13 protein-coding genes and 2 pseudogenes are annotated in these 18,136 nt (G+C 69.5%); 10 read left to right on the plus strand and 5 right to left on the minus strand.

Annotated features, from left to right (window positions below):
* The first annotated feature begins 316 nt into the window (after positions 1–316).
* Positions 317–1,555 (plus strand): nucleoside monophosphate kinase, encoded by a 1,239-nt coding sequence (locus E4U91_RS39820; RefSeq protein ID WP_338326691.1) that lies wholly within the window; start codon positions 317–319, stop codon positions 1,553–1,555.
* 291 nt (positions 1,556–1,846) lie between these two features.
* On the opposite strand, the pseudogene E4U91_RS29020 reads toward E4U91_RS39820, so the two are convergent.
* A pseudogene (locus E4U91_RS29020) lies at positions 1,847–2,262 on the minus strand (hypothetical protein); the annotation flags it as partial.
* Between the two features lie 274 nt (positions 2,263–2,536).
* Between E4U91_RS29020 and E4U91_RS39645 the strand changes: the two are divergent.
* From E4U91_RS39645 to E4U91_RS29050, 6 genes and pseudogenes are all read left to right on the plus strand, one after another.
* A pseudogene (locus E4U91_RS39645) lies at positions 2,537–2,977 on the plus strand (MFS transporter); the annotation flags it as partial.
* 112 nt (positions 2,978–3,089) lie between these two features.
* Complete coding sequence (locus E4U91_RS39650) at positions 3,090–3,890, plus strand: MFS transporter (RefSeq protein ID WP_277755346.1); 801 nt, start codon at positions 3,090–3,092, stop codon at positions 3,888–3,890.
* 1,054 nt (positions 3,891–4,944) lie between these two features.
* Positions 4,945–6,162 carry a tyrosine-type recombinase/integrase gene (locus tag E4U91_RS29035; RefSeq protein ID WP_137309537.1) on the plus strand — a complete coding sequence of 406 codons (1,218 nt, stop codon included), beginning with the start codon at positions 4,945–4,947 and terminating at the stop codon, positions 6,160–6,162.
* A gap of 492 nt (positions 6,163–6,654) precedes the next feature.
* Positions 6,655–7,977: a bifunctional 3-oxoadipate enol-lactonase/4-carboxymuconolactone decarboxylase PcaDC gene (pcaDC, locus tag E4U91_RS29040; protein ID WP_137309538.1), complete on the plus strand. Its 1,323-nt coding sequence runs from the start codon at positions 6,655–6,657 to the stop codon at positions 7,975–7,977.
* Between the two features lie 112 nt (positions 7,978–8,089).
* Positions 8,090–8,725 carry an MBL fold metallo-hydrolase gene (locus tag E4U91_RS29045; RefSeq protein ID WP_137309539.1) on the plus strand — a complete coding sequence of 212 codons (636 nt, stop codon included), beginning with the start codon at positions 8,090–8,092 and terminating at the stop codon, positions 8,723–8,725.
* A gap of 37 nt (positions 8,726–8,762) precedes the next feature.
* On the plus strand, positions 8,763–9,542 hold the full coding sequence (locus E4U91_RS29050; RefSeq protein WP_137309540.1) for an exodeoxyribonuclease III: 780 nt from the start codon (positions 8,763–8,765) through the stop codon (positions 9,540–9,542).
* Between the two features lie 60 nt (positions 9,543–9,602).
* Here the strand turns inward: E4U91_RS29050 and fdxA are convergent, their stop codons facing one another.
* From fdxA to E4U91_RS29065, 3 genes are read right to left on the minus strand one after another with little or no spacing between them, the layout of a single operon-like run.
* The gene (gene fdxA / locus E4U91_RS29055) at positions 9,603–9,926 is read right to left on the minus strand and encodes a ferredoxin (RefSeq protein ID WP_137299138.1); all 324 of its coding nucleotides are present in this window, start codon (positions 9,924–9,926) and stop codon (positions 9,603–9,605) included.
* The gene (locus E4U91_RS29060; RefSeq protein WP_137309541.1) at positions 9,923–10,981 is read right to left on the minus strand and encodes a 2-oxoacid:ferredoxin oxidoreductase subunit beta; all 1,059 of its coding nucleotides are present in this window, start codon (positions 10,979–10,981) and stop codon (positions 9,923–9,925) included. The genes fdxA and E4U91_RS29060 overlap by 4 nt, the downstream gene beginning before the upstream one ends.
* Complete coding sequence (locus E4U91_RS29065; RefSeq protein ID WP_338326692.1) at positions 10,971–12,836, minus strand: 2-oxoacid:acceptor oxidoreductase subunit alpha; 1,866 nt, start codon at positions 12,834–12,836, stop codon at positions 10,971–10,973. Before E4U91_RS29065 ends, E4U91_RS29060 begins: the two co-directional genes overlap by 11 nt.
* Positions 12,837–13,253: 417 nt before the next feature.
* Between E4U91_RS29065 and E4U91_RS29070 the strand changes: the two genes are divergently transcribed.
* From E4U91_RS29070 to E4U91_RS29085, 3 genes are all read left to right on the plus strand, one after another.
* Positions 13,254–13,805 carry a TetR/AcrR family transcriptional regulator gene (locus E4U91_RS29070; RefSeq protein ID WP_137309542.1) on the plus strand — a complete coding sequence of 184 codons (552 nt, stop codon included), beginning with the start codon at positions 13,254–13,256 and terminating at the stop codon, positions 13,803–13,805.
* A gap of 263 nt (positions 13,806–14,068) precedes the next feature.
* Positions 14,069–15,814, plus strand: a complete 1,746-nt coding sequence (locus E4U91_RS29080) for an MFS transporter (protein ID WP_137309544.1) — start codon at positions 14,069–14,071, stop codon at positions 15,812–15,814.
* 230 nt (positions 15,815–16,044) lie between these two features.
* The gene (locus E4U91_RS29085; protein WP_137309545.1) at positions 16,045–17,064 is read left to right on the plus strand and encodes a DMT family protein; all 1,020 of its coding nucleotides are present in this window, start codon (positions 16,045–16,047) and stop codon (positions 17,062–17,064) included.
* Between the two features lie 123 nt (positions 17,065–17,187).
* Here the strand turns inward: E4U91_RS29085 and E4U91_RS29090 are convergent, their stop codons facing one another.
* The gene (locus E4U91_RS29090) at positions 17,188–17,919 is read right to left on the minus strand and encodes a TetR/AcrR family transcriptional regulator (protein ID WP_137309546.1); all 732 of its coding nucleotides are present in this window, start codon (positions 17,917–17,919) and stop codon (positions 17,188–17,190) included.
* Positions 17,920–18,136: the final 217 nt, after the last annotated feature.

Genomic DNA, 18,136 nt, shown 5'->3' on the forward strand with positions numbered 1-18,136 from the left:
AGGACGTAGGCGGGCACGGCAGAAGCAGTACTCATCGGTTGGAGGAACGGCATTGGTGTCGCGGGCTCCTTGCGGTCCAGGTTCCGGGAATCGGAACATCCGAGTACGTGGCACCCATGAGACCCACTGGCAACGGTCTTCTGTGAGCCGAGCGAGCAGACCCGGAAAAACTCGAACGCAACCCGTGAAGTGCCTCGATCGGGCGTACGGCACAGGACAGCGCTGAACAAGCCATCGTTCGGCGGCATTCGGCAATGGTCGGCGAAGTTCGACGGACCACTCCTACGCTGGGCCTTTATCGCCGAGGAGGGAACGAGTGGCCGATCAGACCGAGGACCAGCGGGGAGCCGCGGACGCGTATGCCCGTGAACTGGCGGCATTCGCGGACGCTCTGCACGTCCTGCATGTCGACCGCGGATCACCGTCGTACCGGGAGATCGCGGCAGCAGCAGGGGCTGCGGGTCGTGTGTCCTTGTCTTCCTCTGCCATCTCTGAAGCCATCAGCGGCAAGCGCCTTCCGTCGCTGAACTTCACCCTTGAGCTGGTCAGGCAGCTGGCCGGGGCTGATCAAGGGGTGCGGGAGCAGTGGCGCGAACGGTGGAAGCGAGTCAAGCTCCACCAGCGGCAGGCCAGCGCGTACCGAAAGCAGTCTGGGGCACGGAACAAGATCCCAGGAGGACCCGACCAGCCACTCCTCCGCAGCGACCAGGAGGTTCTGTCAGCAGCTCGCTTCGAAGCGGAGCGCATCGTCAAGGACGCGCAAGCCGAGGCGGAGTCAATCATCGAGGCGGCACGGATTCAGGCCGATGAGATGACAGCGTCAGCGACGCTGATACTCCTCGATGCCACCGAACGCGGAACAACCCCTGTCGCCGCACGCCTGCAGATGCGGGAACATTGCCGGATTGCCCTCGTCGGCCCACCCGGAAGCGGAAAGGGAACACAATCTGTATTTTTAGGTAAACTACTGGAAGTTCCCGTGCTGCACATCGGGGAGCTATTCCGCACCAACATCAGAGGGCGTACACCGCTTGGACAGAGGGCATATGAATATATGAACCGAGGTGAACTCGTTCCCGACGAGGTGACCCTGGGCATGTTGGAAAGTCGACTGCAAGGCCCCGACACCCGGCACGGCTTCATCCTTGACGGAATCCCTAGAAACCGCAATCAAGCGGAAGCGGTAGATGAACTGTTGGCGAGGAATTCAGAGAAGATCGACGCAGCGCTGAACTTCGAGGTTGAGCGCGATGAGTCCTTCAGGCGCCTGGTGGGGCGGCGGATATGCAAAAACGACAGCTCCCACGTTGCGCACATCATGTTGCGACCCCCTCAAAAACCTGGCATCTGTGACATCTGCGGCGGACCCCTCTACTTGCGTGACGACGACAGTCGCAAGGTCATCGCAATGCGGTGGGACGTCTGGAAGACGCAGTCCGAAAGCGTGGTGCAGAAATACGGTGCCGAACGTCGCTTGGTTACTGTTTCCGGCATCGGAACCGTCTCAAGCGTCACGGAGCGTGCAATGTCCGCATTGAACGCATACTTTGGTTAATGCACCTTCTCTATCATCAGACGAAGGCGACCCCCGAATGCGGAAAGCTACTTGTGAAGGCAGTCGGCTACGCCATGGGCTCTGGGAATTCGGCGTCCAGGATGTCCTCGCCGGAAAGGCCGAGTTCCGTACGCAGAAAACGCAAGTAGGTCCGTAGTATTTGAACGTTTACGTATTCACGTGGTTGAAGTGCGTTTGCGATCATGACAGCAAGATCTCGCTCACGGTTGCGCACGCCTGGGGTTATGAACTGCCCCCACGAGATCCACGTCGGGTGCTGCAGCATCCGTACGCCGGCACCACGTCCATGCCGAACGCTGCGGCCAACTCCTGGCAGGTCAGCGGTCCTTGAGGCAGCCGAGCCCGGTCCACGAGCACCGTGAGAATGCGCTGATAGTCCGCGCCGACAGCACCGACCAGGCCAGCCCTTCACGCCACATGGGCACCTGTGACTTCGGCTTCGCCGCATCCCGGGGCACTGCCTGCGCATCCGCACCCTGCGGATCCGGGGTGATCTCCACGGCGGCGGTGTCGCCGTCCAAAGCCAGCACGGTGCCGACCCGCCTGCGGGCGATCACCCACTCCTGCCATTCCTGCTCAGCCGCGGCCAGCTCGGCTTGCATGCGATCGGCCTCCTCCCGCAACCCGTCGACTCGACGCCGAGCAGCGAGCTCGTGCTGTTGCAGCAGTCCGACAACCGACGGCATCCACGACCTCCCGGGGAGCTACAACACGACAGGCCACCACTCCCACGAGATCGCCGACCCTACGCCCGACCAGCAAAAACGCAGACCTCAAGCCCGGAAAGACAACAACTTCTTAGACGCGTCAGAGGCCAGCTGGTGAACCCTGCTTGTGGTGCGACGGCGCGTTCGCGCTGCGCCCTATCCGGGTTGCTATTGGTGCGTCTGCGACACACGATCTTCGAGGTGCTCTAGAGTCGGGGCGACCTTCCCGGCGGCGCCCAGCTGCCGGGATTTCGTGTTCTCTGGGTGGAGTTGGATCTTGCGTGAGGCGCGGCTGCACGACCGGAATCCGGCGGAGCCTGTCCCACGTATCGGCTGGGCGGCCCGGGTCCGGGAGGCAGTCGCCCCCTTAGCGATCAGACCGTACAGGCTGCACTTCGCCGCCCGCCTGCTTTCCTGGACCGGCTCGGCCGTGGCGCCCATCGGGCTGGCCTTCGCGGTCCTCAAGATCGGTGGTGGACCCGGTGCGTTGGGCGTGGTTCTCGCGGCGAGTGTCGTACCGCAGATCCTTCTGCTGCTGGTCGGTGGAGTCGTCGCGGACCGGCTGCCCCGGCAGCGGGTCATGGTGTGGTCCAACGTCGTCTGCGCGGCTGCGGAGGCGGCGGTGGTGCTCCTGCTCCTCTCGGGCACGGCCTGGGTCTGGCACCTGGTGGCGATGTCGGCTGTCTGCGGGGCGGCCGGGGCCTTCTTCACGCCCGCGGCCGGCGGGATCGTCGTGGAGGTCGTCCCGGCCGAAACTCCGGCACGCGGCCAATGCCCTGCTGAAGATCGGGCAGAACACGGTAAAGGTGGCGGGGCCCGCCCTGGGCGGCGTCCTGGTCGCCGTGGTTGGCCCTGGCTGGGCCCTCGGCTGGGACGCTCTCACGTTCGCCGCCTCGGCCCTGCTCTTCTCTCGGATCAGCCTGAAGGCGAAGAACGTGAAGGTCCGGACCGGCTTCACCGCCGACCTGCGCGAGGGCTGGGATGACTTCTGCTCCCGCCGCTGGTTGTGGGTGATGGTCTGCCAGGCCGCCGTGATCGTTCCCGTGTGGCTGGTCGGCTACCAGCTCCTGGGACCGGTGTACGGGCAGCGGGTTCTCGGCGGCGCCGCACCCTGGGGCGTGGTGGTGTCCGGCTTCACCGCGGGGCTGGTGGCCGGGGCGGCGCTCGCCCTGATGTGGAAGCCGCGTCGGGTCGGGCTCGTGGTCTGTGCGGGCACCGGTTCGATGGCGGTGCCGCTGGGCGCGATGGCGGCGGCCGTGCCGCTGCTCGCGCTCGCCCTCGCCACGGCGTTGGCGGGCACGGGGCTGGCGGTCAGCATGACCGTGTGGGCCTCGTTGGTGCAGGAGAGGATTCCGGCGGACCGGCTGGGCCGGGCCCTGTCCTTCTCGACGCTCGGGCAAATCCTTCCCGTGCCCTTCGGATACCTCCTGGCCGGTCCCGCCTCCCAGGTGTTCGGGCTCCGCGCGACCCTGGCGGCGGGCGCCCTGATCATTGCTGCCGCTGCTGTCGTGCCGCTGGCCATCGCTCAGGTCCGGGGGCTCTGCCTCGCGCCGGTGGTGGCCAGGGAGGGCGATGGCCCGGTGGTATTAGCGCGGGCGGAGAGGTAGAACGCTCGGGCCACCTCGACGGCGCCGGCGAAGTAGCGGAACGCCCGGTCCCGGGCCGCTGCGTCGAGCACACCGAAAGCTGGTAGCCACCCCTCAAGGCGAGTGAGGCTCGACCACGTGCCTGTACCAGTCAGGTGCCGGTGGGCCATGCGGGGTGGCGCGTCGCTTCGGCACCGCGGTGGCAGGTTCTCATCAACGAGGTCGTGCGGCTGCATTATGCAGGCGCCGGGCCCGTGCGCTTCGCAAGCCCACCGCAGGAGGATTTGCTGGCTGTCGGCGGCCATTCGCTCACGGCAGACGAGAAATAGGACCACAGGACTGGATACCTCCGTCCGGACCATGTCAACGTACAACGTCCCGGAAAACACCAGGCCAGGATGTGCAGATGCTCCACTGCGGCCCAGGTTGCGAAACGCCTTGGAATCCTGCACCCGTGTGACTGCCTTGTTGGCAGGCTCCTACTTGGGGAGGTCCGCCTGTCTGACTCCGCTATTCGATCCGCTCGCTTCACTGCACCCGCTCTTTATACGCGCGGCGCGTCTGAACGCCTGGTACAGCCAAGCAGCCGGCGACTACGGGACCCTTTCCGCCGGGCTGTACGTCTGCCTTTGCGTGGCTGGCCTGTTCGGCGAGGACCTGTTGCAACCCGGCTATCGCGGCGTCAGTGCAGCCCTCGCATACCGTGCGGCACGTCTTGGCGCCGCAACACGGCAAGTGGCACTCGCCATGAGGACGAGCGACTCGCTGCCCGGAATCTCGACCGCCTCACCGATGACGGTCTGCTGGTGCTCGCCACGGACGGCGCGCACCTGGTTACGTGTCGGCTGGCCCTGGCTGCGGCGAGCCTAAGCAGATGCCGCCTTCGCGATGCGGTGCGCAACATAGACGACGATCGCCGGTTAGCAAAACCGGCGATCGTGAGGTTCCTTGAGGACGTTCACATGCGCGGCTGTGCTTGGCGGCGGAGCTGCAGCGAACTCAGCAGCCCGTGAAACGGAATGGCACTGGTCTGGTGCCAGCCAGATGATCCGGCGCCCTGCTCATGCAGGTCCCCATGAAGGAGAGTGAGTACCCCCTGTCCGTTCCGATCAGGAAGCTTCCACCCAACTCCAAGGGACAGGTGCGCTACCGGTTCGTAGTCGACGTAGGCACCGACCCTGCCACCGGGAGGCGCAAACAGCTGACTCGTACGTTCGCCACTCTCAAGGAGGCGAAGGCTGAGTACGCGCGTATCACCAACCGCCGCGAGGAAGGGACGTTCGTACCGCCCAACCAGATAAATGTAAATGAGTGGCTTGATCAGTGGCTGGCCATGAAGGCAGAGGATCTGGAAGAGACCACTATTTACAACTATCGGGTTACCCTCGATCGAGTTCGAGGGAGGCTGGGGCGCATCCGGCTTCAAGAACTCACCGAGGAAGATGTAGAAAATTGGATGCACTGGGCGTTGAAGCATGGGCGGGTGCGCGGTGACAAAGCAGGTACTCCGCTTGGAGTGACCAGCGTGGAGATGAGTCTCGCCCGATTGAAGGACGCCCTGAATCGAGCCGTTACGCGTCGGCTAGTAACCATGAATGTAGCCCAACATGTGACCATCCCACGTAGGGCACGTAAAGAAGAGCGAAAGAAGAAGCAGGAGGTGAAGCCGTGGAACGTGCAGGAGATTCAGACGTTCATTCACGGTGTCCGGACAGAACGGCTTTACGCTGCTCTCTTGCTGTCCCTCATGGGTCTACGTCCGGCTGAAGTCTGCGGACTCCGATGGGAAGACGTGGACTTGGAAGCCGCCACAATCACCATAGCCAACACGCGGACAATGATGGGGAATCGGTACGTTGTGGAGAAGGACACCAAGTCCCTGGCCGGGGAACGGGATCTTCCTTTGCCGGCACTGGTGCTGGCTGCCCTCAAGTCGTTCAGGGCTCTCCAAGCCAAGGAGAAGCTCGTCCTCGGTGAGGCTTACTCGGATTCCGGATACGTCGTGGTGCACGAGACCGGGGAAGCCTTCACGATCAAACAGCTCCGCAGGCGCGCTTACCGACTCATGGAGATCCTTGAACTCCGCAGAGTGCGCCTCTACGACGCTCGCTCCTCCTGCCTCACATACCTCGCCAACAAAGGCGTGCCGGATCACATCCTTGCCCGGTGGGCCGGACACACGAACGTCAAGACCACCAAGAAGTGGTACGTGAAGCCGGACGTGGAGGACCTCCGCGGAGCCGCCACAACGTGGGATGGCCTGCACGGTGCTGCGACGGAGGGGCAAGCGTGACTCAGGCGGCCTGCCGATTGAGCGACCTGCCCAGCCGTATGGCAGTCAAATCGAGTGAACCCGGAAGCCGCTGCTGGCTGTGGACCAGCGACGGCAAGGGGGAGGGGCGGCCAGGCTACGGCCAACGTCTCCCCTCCTGCGAGGCAAGGCAGAGAGCTTGCCCGCCGTGTGGCGTTCGGGCTGTTCGTCGGTGAATCCCGGAAGGTTCTCAGGTGCGTCATGCCGATCCTTGGGGACGGCACTACACGCTTTGCTGCAAACCAGACCGTTTGGAAGCCGTGCCGAGGGTGGGAAGCTGTGCGGCGCAGGGATTGGGAGGGTGCGCGAGCCGGGAGGACGCACTGTCCCCACGGTCAGGCGTGCACATCGAGGAACCCGTACGTGGACCCATGAGGGTCTCGGCGGTGCCGGGCGTGCCGCGCCGCGAGGGTCACGAGCCGCCGGGTTCACCTGGCCGTGTGAGATTTCGTGAGACGTGAGAGGGTCTGGGGCGTGAGTGAGACACCCCCGAACACCCTGCAATACCGCTTTGACGGGCCAGAAGACGCTCCGGTCCTGATCTTGGGTCCCTCACTGGGTACCACATGGCACATGTGGGACCGTCAGGTGCCCGAACTGGCCCAGCAATGGCGCGTCCTGCGGTTCGACCTGCCGGGGCACGGCGGGGCCCCCGCCCACCCCGCCGGGTCGGTCGCCGAGCTGACCGCGCGGCTGCTGGTCACCCTGGACGCGCTGGGCGTTCAGCGGTTCGGCTACGCGGGCTGCGCGCTCGGCGGCGCGGTCGGTGTCGAGCTGGCGCTCCGGCACCCCGACCGCCTCGCCTCGCTGGCGCTGATCGCGGCCTCGCCGCGGTTCGGCTCGGCCGACGAGTTCCGCCGACGCGGCGTCATCGTCCGCACCAACGGCCTCGACCCGATCGCCCGCAGCTCGCCCGACCGCTGGTTCACCGGCGGCTTCGCGGCCGCCCAGCCCGCGATCACCGACTGGGCCGTGCAGATGGTGCGCACCACCGACCCCGGCTGCTACATCGCCGCCTGCGAGGCGCTCGCCTCCTTCGACGTCCGCGCCGAGCTCGGCCGGGTCGGCGTGCCCACCCTCGTCCTCGTCGGCTCCGACGACCAGGTCACCGGCCCCGCCGAGGCCCGTACGCTGGTCGCCGGCATCCCGGACGCCCGCCTGGCCGTCGTACCCGGCGCCTCGCACCTGGTGCCCGTGGAGCAGCCCGCGGCCGTCACCGACCTGCTGGTGCGGCACTTCTCCACCGCCTGGCAGCCCGCCTACGACGTGAGCACCGGCCAGACCGCGCTGCCCGGCATGACCGGCATGGTGCCGATGGGCGCCATGCCCCCGCGCGCCCCCGTCGTCCCGCCGCAGCCCGTCGCCCCCGTCGCGGAGATCGCGCCCGCCCCGGCCGCACCGCCCGGCGGCAGCCGTGCCGACGCCTACGACGCCGGCCTCAAGGTCCGCCGCGAGGTCCTCGGGGACGCGCACGTGGACCGGGAGCTGGCGCAGGCCGACGCCTTCTCCGAGGACTACCAGGAGTTCCTCACCCGCTACGTCTGGGGCGACGTCTGGGACCGCCCCGGCCTCGACCGGCGCTCGCGCAGCTGCGTGGCGCTCACCGCGCTCGTCGCGGGCGGGCACCTGGAGCAGCTGGCCGTCCACATCCGCGCCGCCCTGCGCACCGGCCTCACCCCGGAGGAGATCAAGGAAGTACTGCTCCAGGCGGCCGTCTACTGCGGCGTCCCCGTCGCCACCGACGCCTTCCGGGTCGCCCAGCAGGTCATCCGCGAGGAGACCACCCCGCGGGAGTAGGCAGCCGGGGCCCGCGGAGCCAGGGGGCCGGGCGGCCGCCTCCACGAGGGGTGCGGCGGGGCCCACCCGCCGCCTCACGGCCGGCCGTCGTCCCACCCGGCAGGATGGACCCATGAAGCTCACGAAGATGTCGCACGCGTGCGTCCGGCTGGAGAAGGACGGGCGCACCCTCGTCCTCGACCCCGGCGGGTTCAGCGAGGAGGACGCCGCGGCCGGCGCCGACGCGATCCTCGTCACCCACGAGCACCCCGACCACTTCCACGAGGGCCGCCTGCGCGCCGCCCTCGACGCCGACCCGGCCGCCGAGGTGTGGGCCTTGCGCTCCGTCGCCGAGCAGCTCGCCCCGGCGTTCCCCGGCCGCGTCCACACCGTCGGCCACGGCGACACCTTCACCGCCGCCGGCTTCGACGTGCAGGTCCACGGCGAGCTGCACGCCGTCATCCACCCCGACCTGCCGCGCGTCACCAACGTCGGCTACCTGGTCGACGACGGCCTCGTCTTCCACCCCGGCGACGCCCTCACCGTGCCCGGCCACGCCGTGGAGACCCTGCTCGTCCCGGTGCAGGCACCATGGAGCAAGATCTCCGAGGTGATCGACTACGTGCGCGAGGTCGGGCCCCGCCGGGTCTACGACGTCCACGACGCGCTCCTGACCGACCTCGCCCGGCCGATCTACGACACCCACCTCGGCAACCTGGGCGGCTCCGAGCACCTGCGGCTCGCCCCCGGAGGCACCGCCGACCTGTGAGGCCGCGTTGTCGGACCCTCCGGGTAGGTTGGTGACCATGCGCATCGCGACCTGGAACGTGAACTCGATCACCGCACGCCTGCCGAGGCTGCTGGCCTGGCTGGAGAGCAGCGGCACCGACGTGCTGTGCCTCCAGGAGGCCAAGGTCGCCGAGGACCAGTTCCCGTTCGAGCCCCTGCGCGAGCTGGGCTACGAGGCGGCGGTCCACGCCACCGGCCGGTGGAACGGCGTGGCGGTGCTCTCCCGCGTCGGCATCGAGGACGTCGTCAAGGGCCTGCCCGGCGACCCCGGCTACGACGGCGCGGTGGAGCCCCGCGCGCTCTCCGCGACCTGCGGGCCGGTCCGCGTCTGGTCGGTCTACGTGCCGAACGGGCGCGAGGTGGGCCACCCGCACTACGCCTACAAGCTGGAGTGGTTCGAGGCCCTGCGGGCCGCCGTCGCGGGCGACGCGCAGGGCTCCCGCCCGTTCGCGTTGCTCGGCGACTACAACGTCGCGCCGACCGACGACGACGTCTTCGACGCCGCCGCCTTCGAGGGCTCCACGCACGTCACCCCGGCCGAGCGCGCCGCCCTCACCGCCTTGCGCGAGGCCGGCCTGGCCGACGTGGTGCCGCGCCCGCTGAAGTACGACCAGCCCTTCACCTACTGGGACTACCGCCAGCTCGCCTTCCCCAAGAACCGCGGCATGCGCATCGACCTGGTGTACGGCAACGCCCCGTTCGCCCGGGCCGTCAAGGACGCCTACGTCGACCGCGAGGAGCGCAAGGGCAAGGGCGCCTCGGACCACGCACCGGTCGTCGTCGACCTGGAGGTGTAGCCAGGCCCGGGCCGTCGTCGGCCCGGTGATGCGGGCCGGTCCCCCCCCCGGCCCGCCCCCTCAGGACGACGCCGGCACCGGCAGCTCCGCCACCACCGGGTGGTCACGGTCGGCCGGGCCCACCCCGGCCGCGCCGCCGGGTGCGCCCAGGCCGGCGAAGAACTCCGTGTCCGCCCGGCGGAAGTCCGTCCAGCCGTCGGGCAGGTCGTCCTCGAAGAAGATCGCCTCGACGGGGCACACCGGCTCGCAGGCGCCGCAGTCCACGCATTCGTCCGGGTTGATGTACAGCTTGCGGGCACCCTCGTAGATGCAGTCGACGGGGCACTCGTCGACGCACGCCTTGTCCTTCAGGTCGACGCAGGGCTGCGCGATGACGTAGGTCATGAGGCACTCTCCACGGTCCAGGTGTCGTTGCCGGCGAGCAGCAGGGCGAGGTCGCCCTTGCCGTGCTGCTCGATCGCGGTGTCGAGCTGGTCGGCCATCAACGTGTCGTAGACGGGCCGTGCGACGGAGCGGAACACCCCGATGGGGGTGTGGTTCAGCGTCGTGGGGTCGGCCAGCCGGGACAGCGCGAACGCCGTGGTGGGCGTGGCCGCGTGCGCGTCGTGCACGAGGACGTCGGACTCGTTGTCCGGGGTCACGGTGACCACCTCCAGGTCTCCGGTGGCGCGGTCGCGCACGACACCACGCGCGCCGTCCGCGCCGAAGCGGATCGGCCGGCCGTGTTCCAGGCGGATGACGGCCTCTTCGGCGGACTGCTTGTCCTTCAGGGCGTCGAAGGCGCCGTCGTTGAAGATGTTGCAGTTCTGGTAGATCTCGATGAGTGCGGTGCCGGGGTGGGCGGCGGCCTGGCGCAGGGTTTCGGTGAGGTGCTTGCGGTCGGAGTCGACGGTGCGGGCGACGAAGGACGCCTCGGCGCCGAGGGCGAGGGAGACGGGGTTGAAGGGGGCGTCGAGGGAGCCCATCGGCGTGGACTTGGTGATCTTGCCGACCTCTGAGGTGGGGGAGTACTGGCCCTTGGTGAGGCCGTAGATGCGGTTGTTGAAGAGGAGGATCTTGAGGTTGACGTTGCGGCGCAGGGCGTGGATGAGGTGGTTGCCGCCGATGGAGAGGGCGTCGCCGTCGCCGGTGACGACCCAGACGCTGAGGTCGCGGCGGGAGGCGGCGAGGCCGGTGGCGATGGCGGGGGCGCGGCCGTGGATGGAGTGCATCCCGTAGGTGTTCATGTAGTACGGGAAGCGGGAGGAGCAGCCGATGCCGGAGACGAAGACGATGTTCTCGCGGGCCAGGCCGAGTTCGGGCATGAAGCCCTGGACGGCGGCGAGGATCGCGTAGTCGCCGCAGCCGGGGCACCAGCGCACTTCCTGGTCGGACTTGAAGTCCTTCATCGACTGCCGGGCCTCGGCCTTCGGCACGAGGGTGAGTGCCTCAACGGGCATGGAGGGCCTCCTTGAGAGCCTGCGCGAGCTGTTCCGCCTTGAACGGCATGCCGTTGACCTGCGTGTGCGACCGTGCCTCGACCAGGTACTTCGCCCGGAGCAGCCCGGCGAGCTGGCCGAGGTTCATCTCCGGGACGACCACGCGCTCGTACCGGGCGAGGACGCTGCCTAGGTTGTGCGGGAAAGGGTTGAGGTGGCGCAGGTGGGCCTGCGCGATGGACTCGCCGGCGGTGCGCAGTCTGCGGACCGCCGCGGTGATCGGCCCGTAGGTGGAACCCCAGCCGAGCACCAGGGTGCGGGCGCCGTGCGGGTCGTCGACCTGGAGGTCCGGTACGTCGATGCCGTCGATCTTGGCCTGGCGGGTGCGGACCATGAAGTCGTGGTTGGCGGGGTCGTAGGAGATGTTGCCGGTGCCGTCCTGTTTCTCGATGCCGCCGATGCGGTGTTCCAGGCCAGGTGTGCCGGGGACGGCCCAGGGGCGGGCGAGGGTCTGTGGGTCGCGCAGGTAGGGCCAGAAGACCTCGGTGCCGTCGTCCAGGGTGTGGTTCGGGCCTTGCGCGAACTGGACGCGCAGGTCGGGCAGTTCGTCGAGTTCGGGGATGCGCCAGGGCTCGGAGCCGTTGGCGAGGTAGCCGTCGGAGAGCAGGAAGACCGGCGTGCGGTAGGTCAGGGCGATGCGGGCGGCCTCGACGGCGGCGTCGAAGCAGTCGGCCGGGGTCTTCGGGGCGACCACCGGGACCGGGGCCTCGCCGTTGCGGCCGTACATCGCCTGGAGCAGGTCCGCCTGCTCGGTCTTGGTCGGCAGGCCCGTCGAGGGGCCACCGCGCTGGATGTCCACGATCAGCAGCGGCAGTTCGAGGGACACGGCGAGGCCGATGGTCTCCTGCTTGATGGTGACGCCCGGGCCGGACGTCGTCGTGACCGCGAGCGACCCGCCGAACGCGGCGCCCAGGGCGGCACCCACCGCGGCGATCTCGTCCTCGGCCTGGAAGGTGCGCACGCCGAAGTTCTTGTGCCGGCTCAGCTCGTGCAGGATGTCCGACGCCGGGGTGATCGGGTAGGAGCCCAGGAACAGCGGCAGGTCGGCCTGGCGCGAGGCGGTGATCAGCCCGTACGCCAGGGCCAGGTTGCCGGAGATGTTGCGGTAGGTGCCCACCGGGAACGCCTGCGCGGCCGGCGCCACCTCGTAGGAGACGGCGAAGTCCTCCGTCGTCTCACCGAAGTTCCAGCCCGCGCGGAACGCCGCGATGTTCGCCTCGGCGATCTCCGGCTTCTTCGCGAACTTCGTCCTCAGGAACCTCTCCGTGCCCTCCGTGGGGCGGTGGTAGAGCCAGCTCAGCAGCCCGAGCGCGAACATGTTCTTGCTGCGCTCGGCCTCCTTGCGGCTCAGCCCGAAGCTCTTGAGCGCCTCGACCGTCAGCGTCGTCAGCGGCACCCGGTGCAGGTGGTAGCCGTCCAGCGAGCCGTCCTCCAGGGGCGAGGCGGCGTAGCCGACCTTCTGCAGGGCCCGGTTCGTGAACTCGTCGGTGTTGACGATGACTTCGCCGCCGCGCGGCACGTCGGCGATGTTCGCCTTCAGCGCGGCGGGGTTCATGGCGACCAGGACGTTCGGCGCGTCCCCGGGGGTGAGGATGTCGTGGTCGGCGAAGTGCAGCTGGAAGGACGACACCCCGGGGAGCGTGCCTGCGGGGGCGCGGATCTCGGCGGGGAAGTTGGGGAGCGTGGCGAGGTCGTTGCCGAACGACGCCGTCTCCGAGGTGAACAGGTCTCCGGTCAGCTGCATGCCGTCGCCGGAGTCGCCCGAGAAGCGAATGACGACCCGGCCGAGCTGCTGTGTCTGATACGTCACCGGCAAGTGCCTCTCCCGTGGGCGGAATGCGCGTGCGCCGTCTCGGCCGCGCGGTCGTCACGTGGACGAAGGGGCGGGCGCCCGTCGGCGAGCGTAGGGCGATCCCGGACTGATTTCAATGGGCGTTGAATTGCATGGGTCTGGTGCGTGCGGGTTTGACCGCCCGGGCGGCGTGCGGCGGACGGCTCCGGGTTTCAACTACAACGTGCCTGCTCAGGAGGGGTGTTCCGGGTGGCGGCGGAGTGTCTAAGCTTTGACCCCAGAAGTCACGGAGCGTAGAGTTCACGCCAAGGTGAATTCCTGTCTCGGAGGGGTCGCTGCGGGCGGTGCCACGCTGCGGCTCCTTGCCGATGCCGGGCGCGCACGCGTCCTGCGGGGGACTCGGGAACGAGAGGAAGTTCCGCTGTGGCAGAAGCGAAAGGCTTGTCCGACACCCGTCAGGCGATCATGAGGTCCGCCGCGGACCTGTTCGCCGAACTCGGCTACCGCAACACCTCGATCCGCGCCATCGCGGCGGACGCCGGCTGCGACCCGGCGCTCGTACCGCACTACTTCGACTCCAAGGAGGCGCTCTTCAGTGCCGTCATCGCCGACACCGTGCGGCCGGCCGAGGTCCTGCGGGAGGCGCTGCGCCGCGGGGACGCCGGGGCGGCGGAGTGGCTGCTGCGGCACGCGGTCGCCGACTGGGAGGACCCCGTGCAGGGGCGGCGCATCCTCGGCGTGCTGCGCTCGGTGCTGGACCTGCCGGTGGCCATGGAGCGGATGAGCCGGGCCCTGCTGCCCCGTGACGTCGCCGACTCGGGGTCCGACGAGGTCCGGGTCTGGCTGGTCAGCAGTCTGTTCATCGGCGTCATGACGTCCCGTCACATGGGTTTCCTGGACGAGACGTTGTTCAAGGAGGGCGGCGAGGCGGCCGTCGACGCACTGGCTCCCGTCGTCGGGGCGCTGCTCGGCGCGGACGGGCCCGACGCTTGAGGCGGGGGCGTCCGGGGGCGGGCGCGGTGCTGGAACGTCCTGGCGGGCGGGGAGGGGTGCCTCCCCGCCCGCGGTGCTGTGCGCGGCCGGGGGGTGTGGCCGGGTCAACTGTCATTCCCCGCTGTGATGTTGAACGGACGTTCGGTGTCCGGATCGTGTCCTCCTCGGCTTGCGACACTTAATTCATTGCTCGTAGACTTCATTGGAGAGTGAAATAGCCGGATGGGCGCTGCCGAGAGGGGCAGCGGGCCCAAGGAGGAAACATGGAATCGATCGACGTGGGCGCCAAGGCGGCTGACCCGCCCGGCACTTCGCCCGGTCCGGCTGCGGCCTACGCCGCTCGCTGGGTGGTCCTCGCGGTCACACTGTCCGCGATCTTCATGCAGATGCTGGACACGACCATCACGATGGTCGCCCTGCCCTCGCTCCAGAGCGATCTCGGAGCGACCTTCGCCGAGATCCAGCTCGTCGTCGCCGTCTACTCGCTCGCGTTCGCCTGCACCCTGGTGACGGGTGGGCGGCTCGGCGACATCCACGGCCGCCGCAAGGTCTTCCTGATCGGCATGCTGGGCTTCACCATCGCCTCGGCGCTGTGCGGCGCGGCCCCGAACTCGACCTTCCTGATCGTCTCCCGGGTGTTCCAGGGCCTGTGCTCCGGCCTGATGTTCCCCCAGGTGCTGTCGATCCTCCAGGTCACCTTCTCCAAGGAGGAGCGCCCCAAGGCCCTGGCGATGTACGGCGCCTCGGTCGGCCTCGGCACCGTCCTCGGACCGGTGCTCGGCGGCTGGCTGATCGACCTGGACATCATGGGCACCGACTGGCGGGCCATCTTCTACGTCAACCTGCCGGTCGGCCTGGTCGCCCTGGTGTTCGGCCTGATCAAGATCCCCGAGTCCTCGGCGCCCGGCGCCCGCCGGCTGGACGTCACCGGCGCGGGCATCCTCACCGCCGGTCTGTTCAGCCTGATCCTGCCCCTGGTCATCGGCCGGGAGCACGACTGGCCGGGCTGGAGCCTGGTGCTGCTGGTGCTCAGCCCGCTGCTGCTGGCCGAGTTCTTCGTCTACGAGAACAAGCTGTCCAAGCTCGCGGACCGCTCGCCCCTGGTGCCGACCAGCCTCTTCCGGGAGCGGTCGTTCACCGTGGGGCTCCTCATCAGCGTGGTGTTCTTCGCGGGCATCCCGTCGTTCTTCATGACCTTCATCATGAGCCTGCAGATCGGCTTCGGTTACACCCCGATCTCCGCCGGCCTGGTCAGCCTGGGCTTCGCCGCGCTCATCGCGATCGGCTCCGCCCGGTCCGCCGCGGTGGTCAAGAGGCTCGGCACGAAGACGCTCGCGCTCGGTACGGGCCTGCTGCTGGTCGGCATGTCCGGCGTCATCGCCACGGTGCACTGGGCCGGCACGGACCTGCACGGCTACCAGCTGGTGCCGTCGCTGATGGTGGCGGGCCTGGGCGGCGGCTTCTTCCTCGCGCCGTGCACCGGGATCATCCTGGCCGGCATCCGCTCCCGCGAGGCCGGTTCCGCGTCCGGCATGGTCGCCACCGTCCAGCAGGTCGGCATCGCCATCGGCATCGCCGTCGCGGGCATCCTCTTCTACGGCCTGCTCGGCTCCAACGCCGACGGCGCCAGCGACACCGCGGTGCCCCAGCTGCGCTCCGACCTGGCGGCCGCCGGAGTCCCGCAGGAGCAGCAGGGGCAGATCACGCAGGGGTTCCAGACCTGCTTCCACGACAAGATGAACCAGAAGGACCTCACCCGGACGCCGGCCAGCTGCGCGCGCATCAACAAGGAGCTCGCGACCAACCCGATGCCGGCGGACGTCAAGCACAAGGTGCAGACCGCGGTGCTCGCCAAGGCCGTGCCCGAGGCCCGCAAGGCCAACTTCTCCGACAGCTTCGAGCAGGTCGTGTACTGGCAGATCGGCTGCTTCGGCCTGTCCTGCCTGCTCGTCCTCGCCCTGCCGAAGATCCGCCCCGAGGACGTCCAGGACGTCCCGGGCGGGGCGTGAGCGCCGGCGGACCGTGCCGGCCCGCTCGTGCCGGGGTGCCTCGTCGGCGGGGCGCCCCGGCACGGGTGTACGAGGGGTGGCGGGGCACCCGCAGTACGGCGGGTCCGTCGGGCGCGGGTGTGCCGTGGCCCGGCGCGCCCCGTCCCGGCGTACCGGCCGCCGCGCCGCCCCTGTTCCGCGCCCCCTTCCCCCCGGTGAACCGGTGAACCGGTGAAAGGACGCTGAGGCCCGTGATGGCCGTTCTGCTGCTCGGTACGGTGTCGGCGCTCGTCTACGCCGCCGCGGCCGTCGCACAACGCGGCGCGGCCGCGCGAACCGCGCTGCCCGGGGCGCGCGGGTACCGGCGCTCGGGGATCTGGTGGACCTCCCTGCTTCTCAACGCCCTCGGCGCGCTGCTCCATACGGCCGCCCTGCGCTACGGCAGCCTCGTCGCCGTGCAGATGCTGGGCGTGCTCACGCTGGTCGCGGCGCCGGTGCTGTCGGCCGCCCTGCTGCGCAGCCCGATGAGCGGGGAGCAGTGGCGGGGCACCGCGCTGACGGTGGCCGGGGTCGCCGGGCTGCTGGTGCTCACCCGCTCGGCCGGCTCCGACCGGGCGCCGGACACGGGCGCGCTGCTCGGCGCGGTCCTGCTGACCGCCGGTGTCCTCGGCGTGACCACGGCGGCGGCCGGGGTGACGCGGCGGGGACCGGCCGCGAGCCTGTGGTACGCGGCGGCGGCCGGGGTCGCGTTCGCGGCGGCGTCCGCGCTGGCCCAGGTCGCGGTGCTGGAACTGGCCGACGGCGACGGGCTGTTGCGGCGCGTCGACGGCGGCCTGCCGTGGCCGGCGCTGCTCGCCGGCGCGGGCGTCGTCTGCCTCGCGCCCGCGGGCCTGGCGCTGTGCCAGCTCGGCTACCGGGGCGGGCTGGAGGCGCCGCTCGCCACCGTCACCCTGGTCAACCCGGTCTTCGCCACGCTCATCGGCGTGGTCTTCGGGGACCGCTACCCGACGGACCTGGGAACCGCCCTCGCCGCGCTGGTCGCGGCGGTCGCCGCGGGGCGCGGGGTGTGCGTCCTGGCCAAGGCCGAGGCCCGGGAGGGCGACCAGGGGGAGGAGCGGCGGGAGACGGGCCGGGCAGAGGGCGGTGGCCTTCGAAAGGTCCCCGCCCCTGCCGCCGAGCCGGCCGCAGGTCCCTTCACGGGGTCCGCCCCCGGCCCCCGTACGAGGGCGGGCTCGGGGGCCGACACGGCGGCGGCGCCAGGGCCTTCGTGAGCACGGGCCCGCGGTGCCCGTCCGCCCGTACGCCGGGCTGCCTGGGCTGCCCGGGCTGAGGGACTCGCACTCCTCCCGCGCGCCGCGGCCGTCGGCCGCCAACTCGCTCCGGAGCCGGGGCCGTCAGTCCTCTTCCGTGCCCTCCGTGTCCGTGCCCTCCGCCCCCTCCTCCTGGGCCGCCCGGTCGAAGTGGACCTCGAGGGACGGGGTGAGCCAGTCCATGAGTTCGTCGAAGTCCAGGGAGGCCAGTGGCTCCACCTGGAGGACGTAGCGGAGCATGACCAGGCCGGCCAGCTGGGCGGAGACCAGGGAGGCGAACGCCGGGGCGCGGTCGGCGTGTTGGGGGACGATGCGGCGCAGGCACGTTGCGAAGGCGTCCTCGATGCGCTCGCGGAAGACGTGGGCCACGGCCTCGTCGGACAGGCCCGCGCGGTAGACCGCGACCAGGGCCGGACGGGTCGTCGCGTCCTCCCAGTAGGAGAGGAAGGTCCGCGCGACCCAGGCTCCGGGGCTCTTGGCGACGCTGTCGAGGTTCTCCTCGTCGAGGGAGTCGAAGAGGGCGGCCATGTCGACACGGGCGGTGACGGCGTCCTGGAAGACGCCCTCCTTGTTGCTGAAGAAGTGGTGGATCAGCGCCGGGTCGACGCGGGCCTGCTTGGCGATCCCGCGCATGGTGGTCCCCGAGTAGCCCTTGGTGGCGAAGAGTTCCAGCGCGGCGGTGAGGATCTGTTCCCGTGTGTCGCTCTGCCCCGGCCGGCGTCCGCCGCCACGCGTCGGCCGTCGCCCGCGACCCCGGGCGCCGCGGCCGCGGGCGGCGTCGCGGTGCGGGTCGGGGATCCCGCCTTCCGAGCTCATGGGGGCCCTCCGACGTCTAGCTCCGACATGTAATTCATGGTGCGTGGAAATCTACGCTATCAGCATCTCACATGCGGTGACTGCCAGGTAGGGAGCATTCCGGTGGGCCGCGCGGGTGTCCAGGAGCGCGACGGGGCGGCTGGCCGGATCCCGACCGCCCCCCGCGCCGTGACGGGCGCGAGCCGCCGCCGGACGCGGCCGCCGTTCCGCGCGCCCG

The sequence above is a fragment of the Streptomyces lasalocidi genome, from assembly GCF_005280215.1.
Classification (GTDB): Bacteria; Actinomycetota; Actinomycetes; order Streptomycetales; family Streptomycetaceae; genus Streptomyces; species Streptomyces longwoodensis.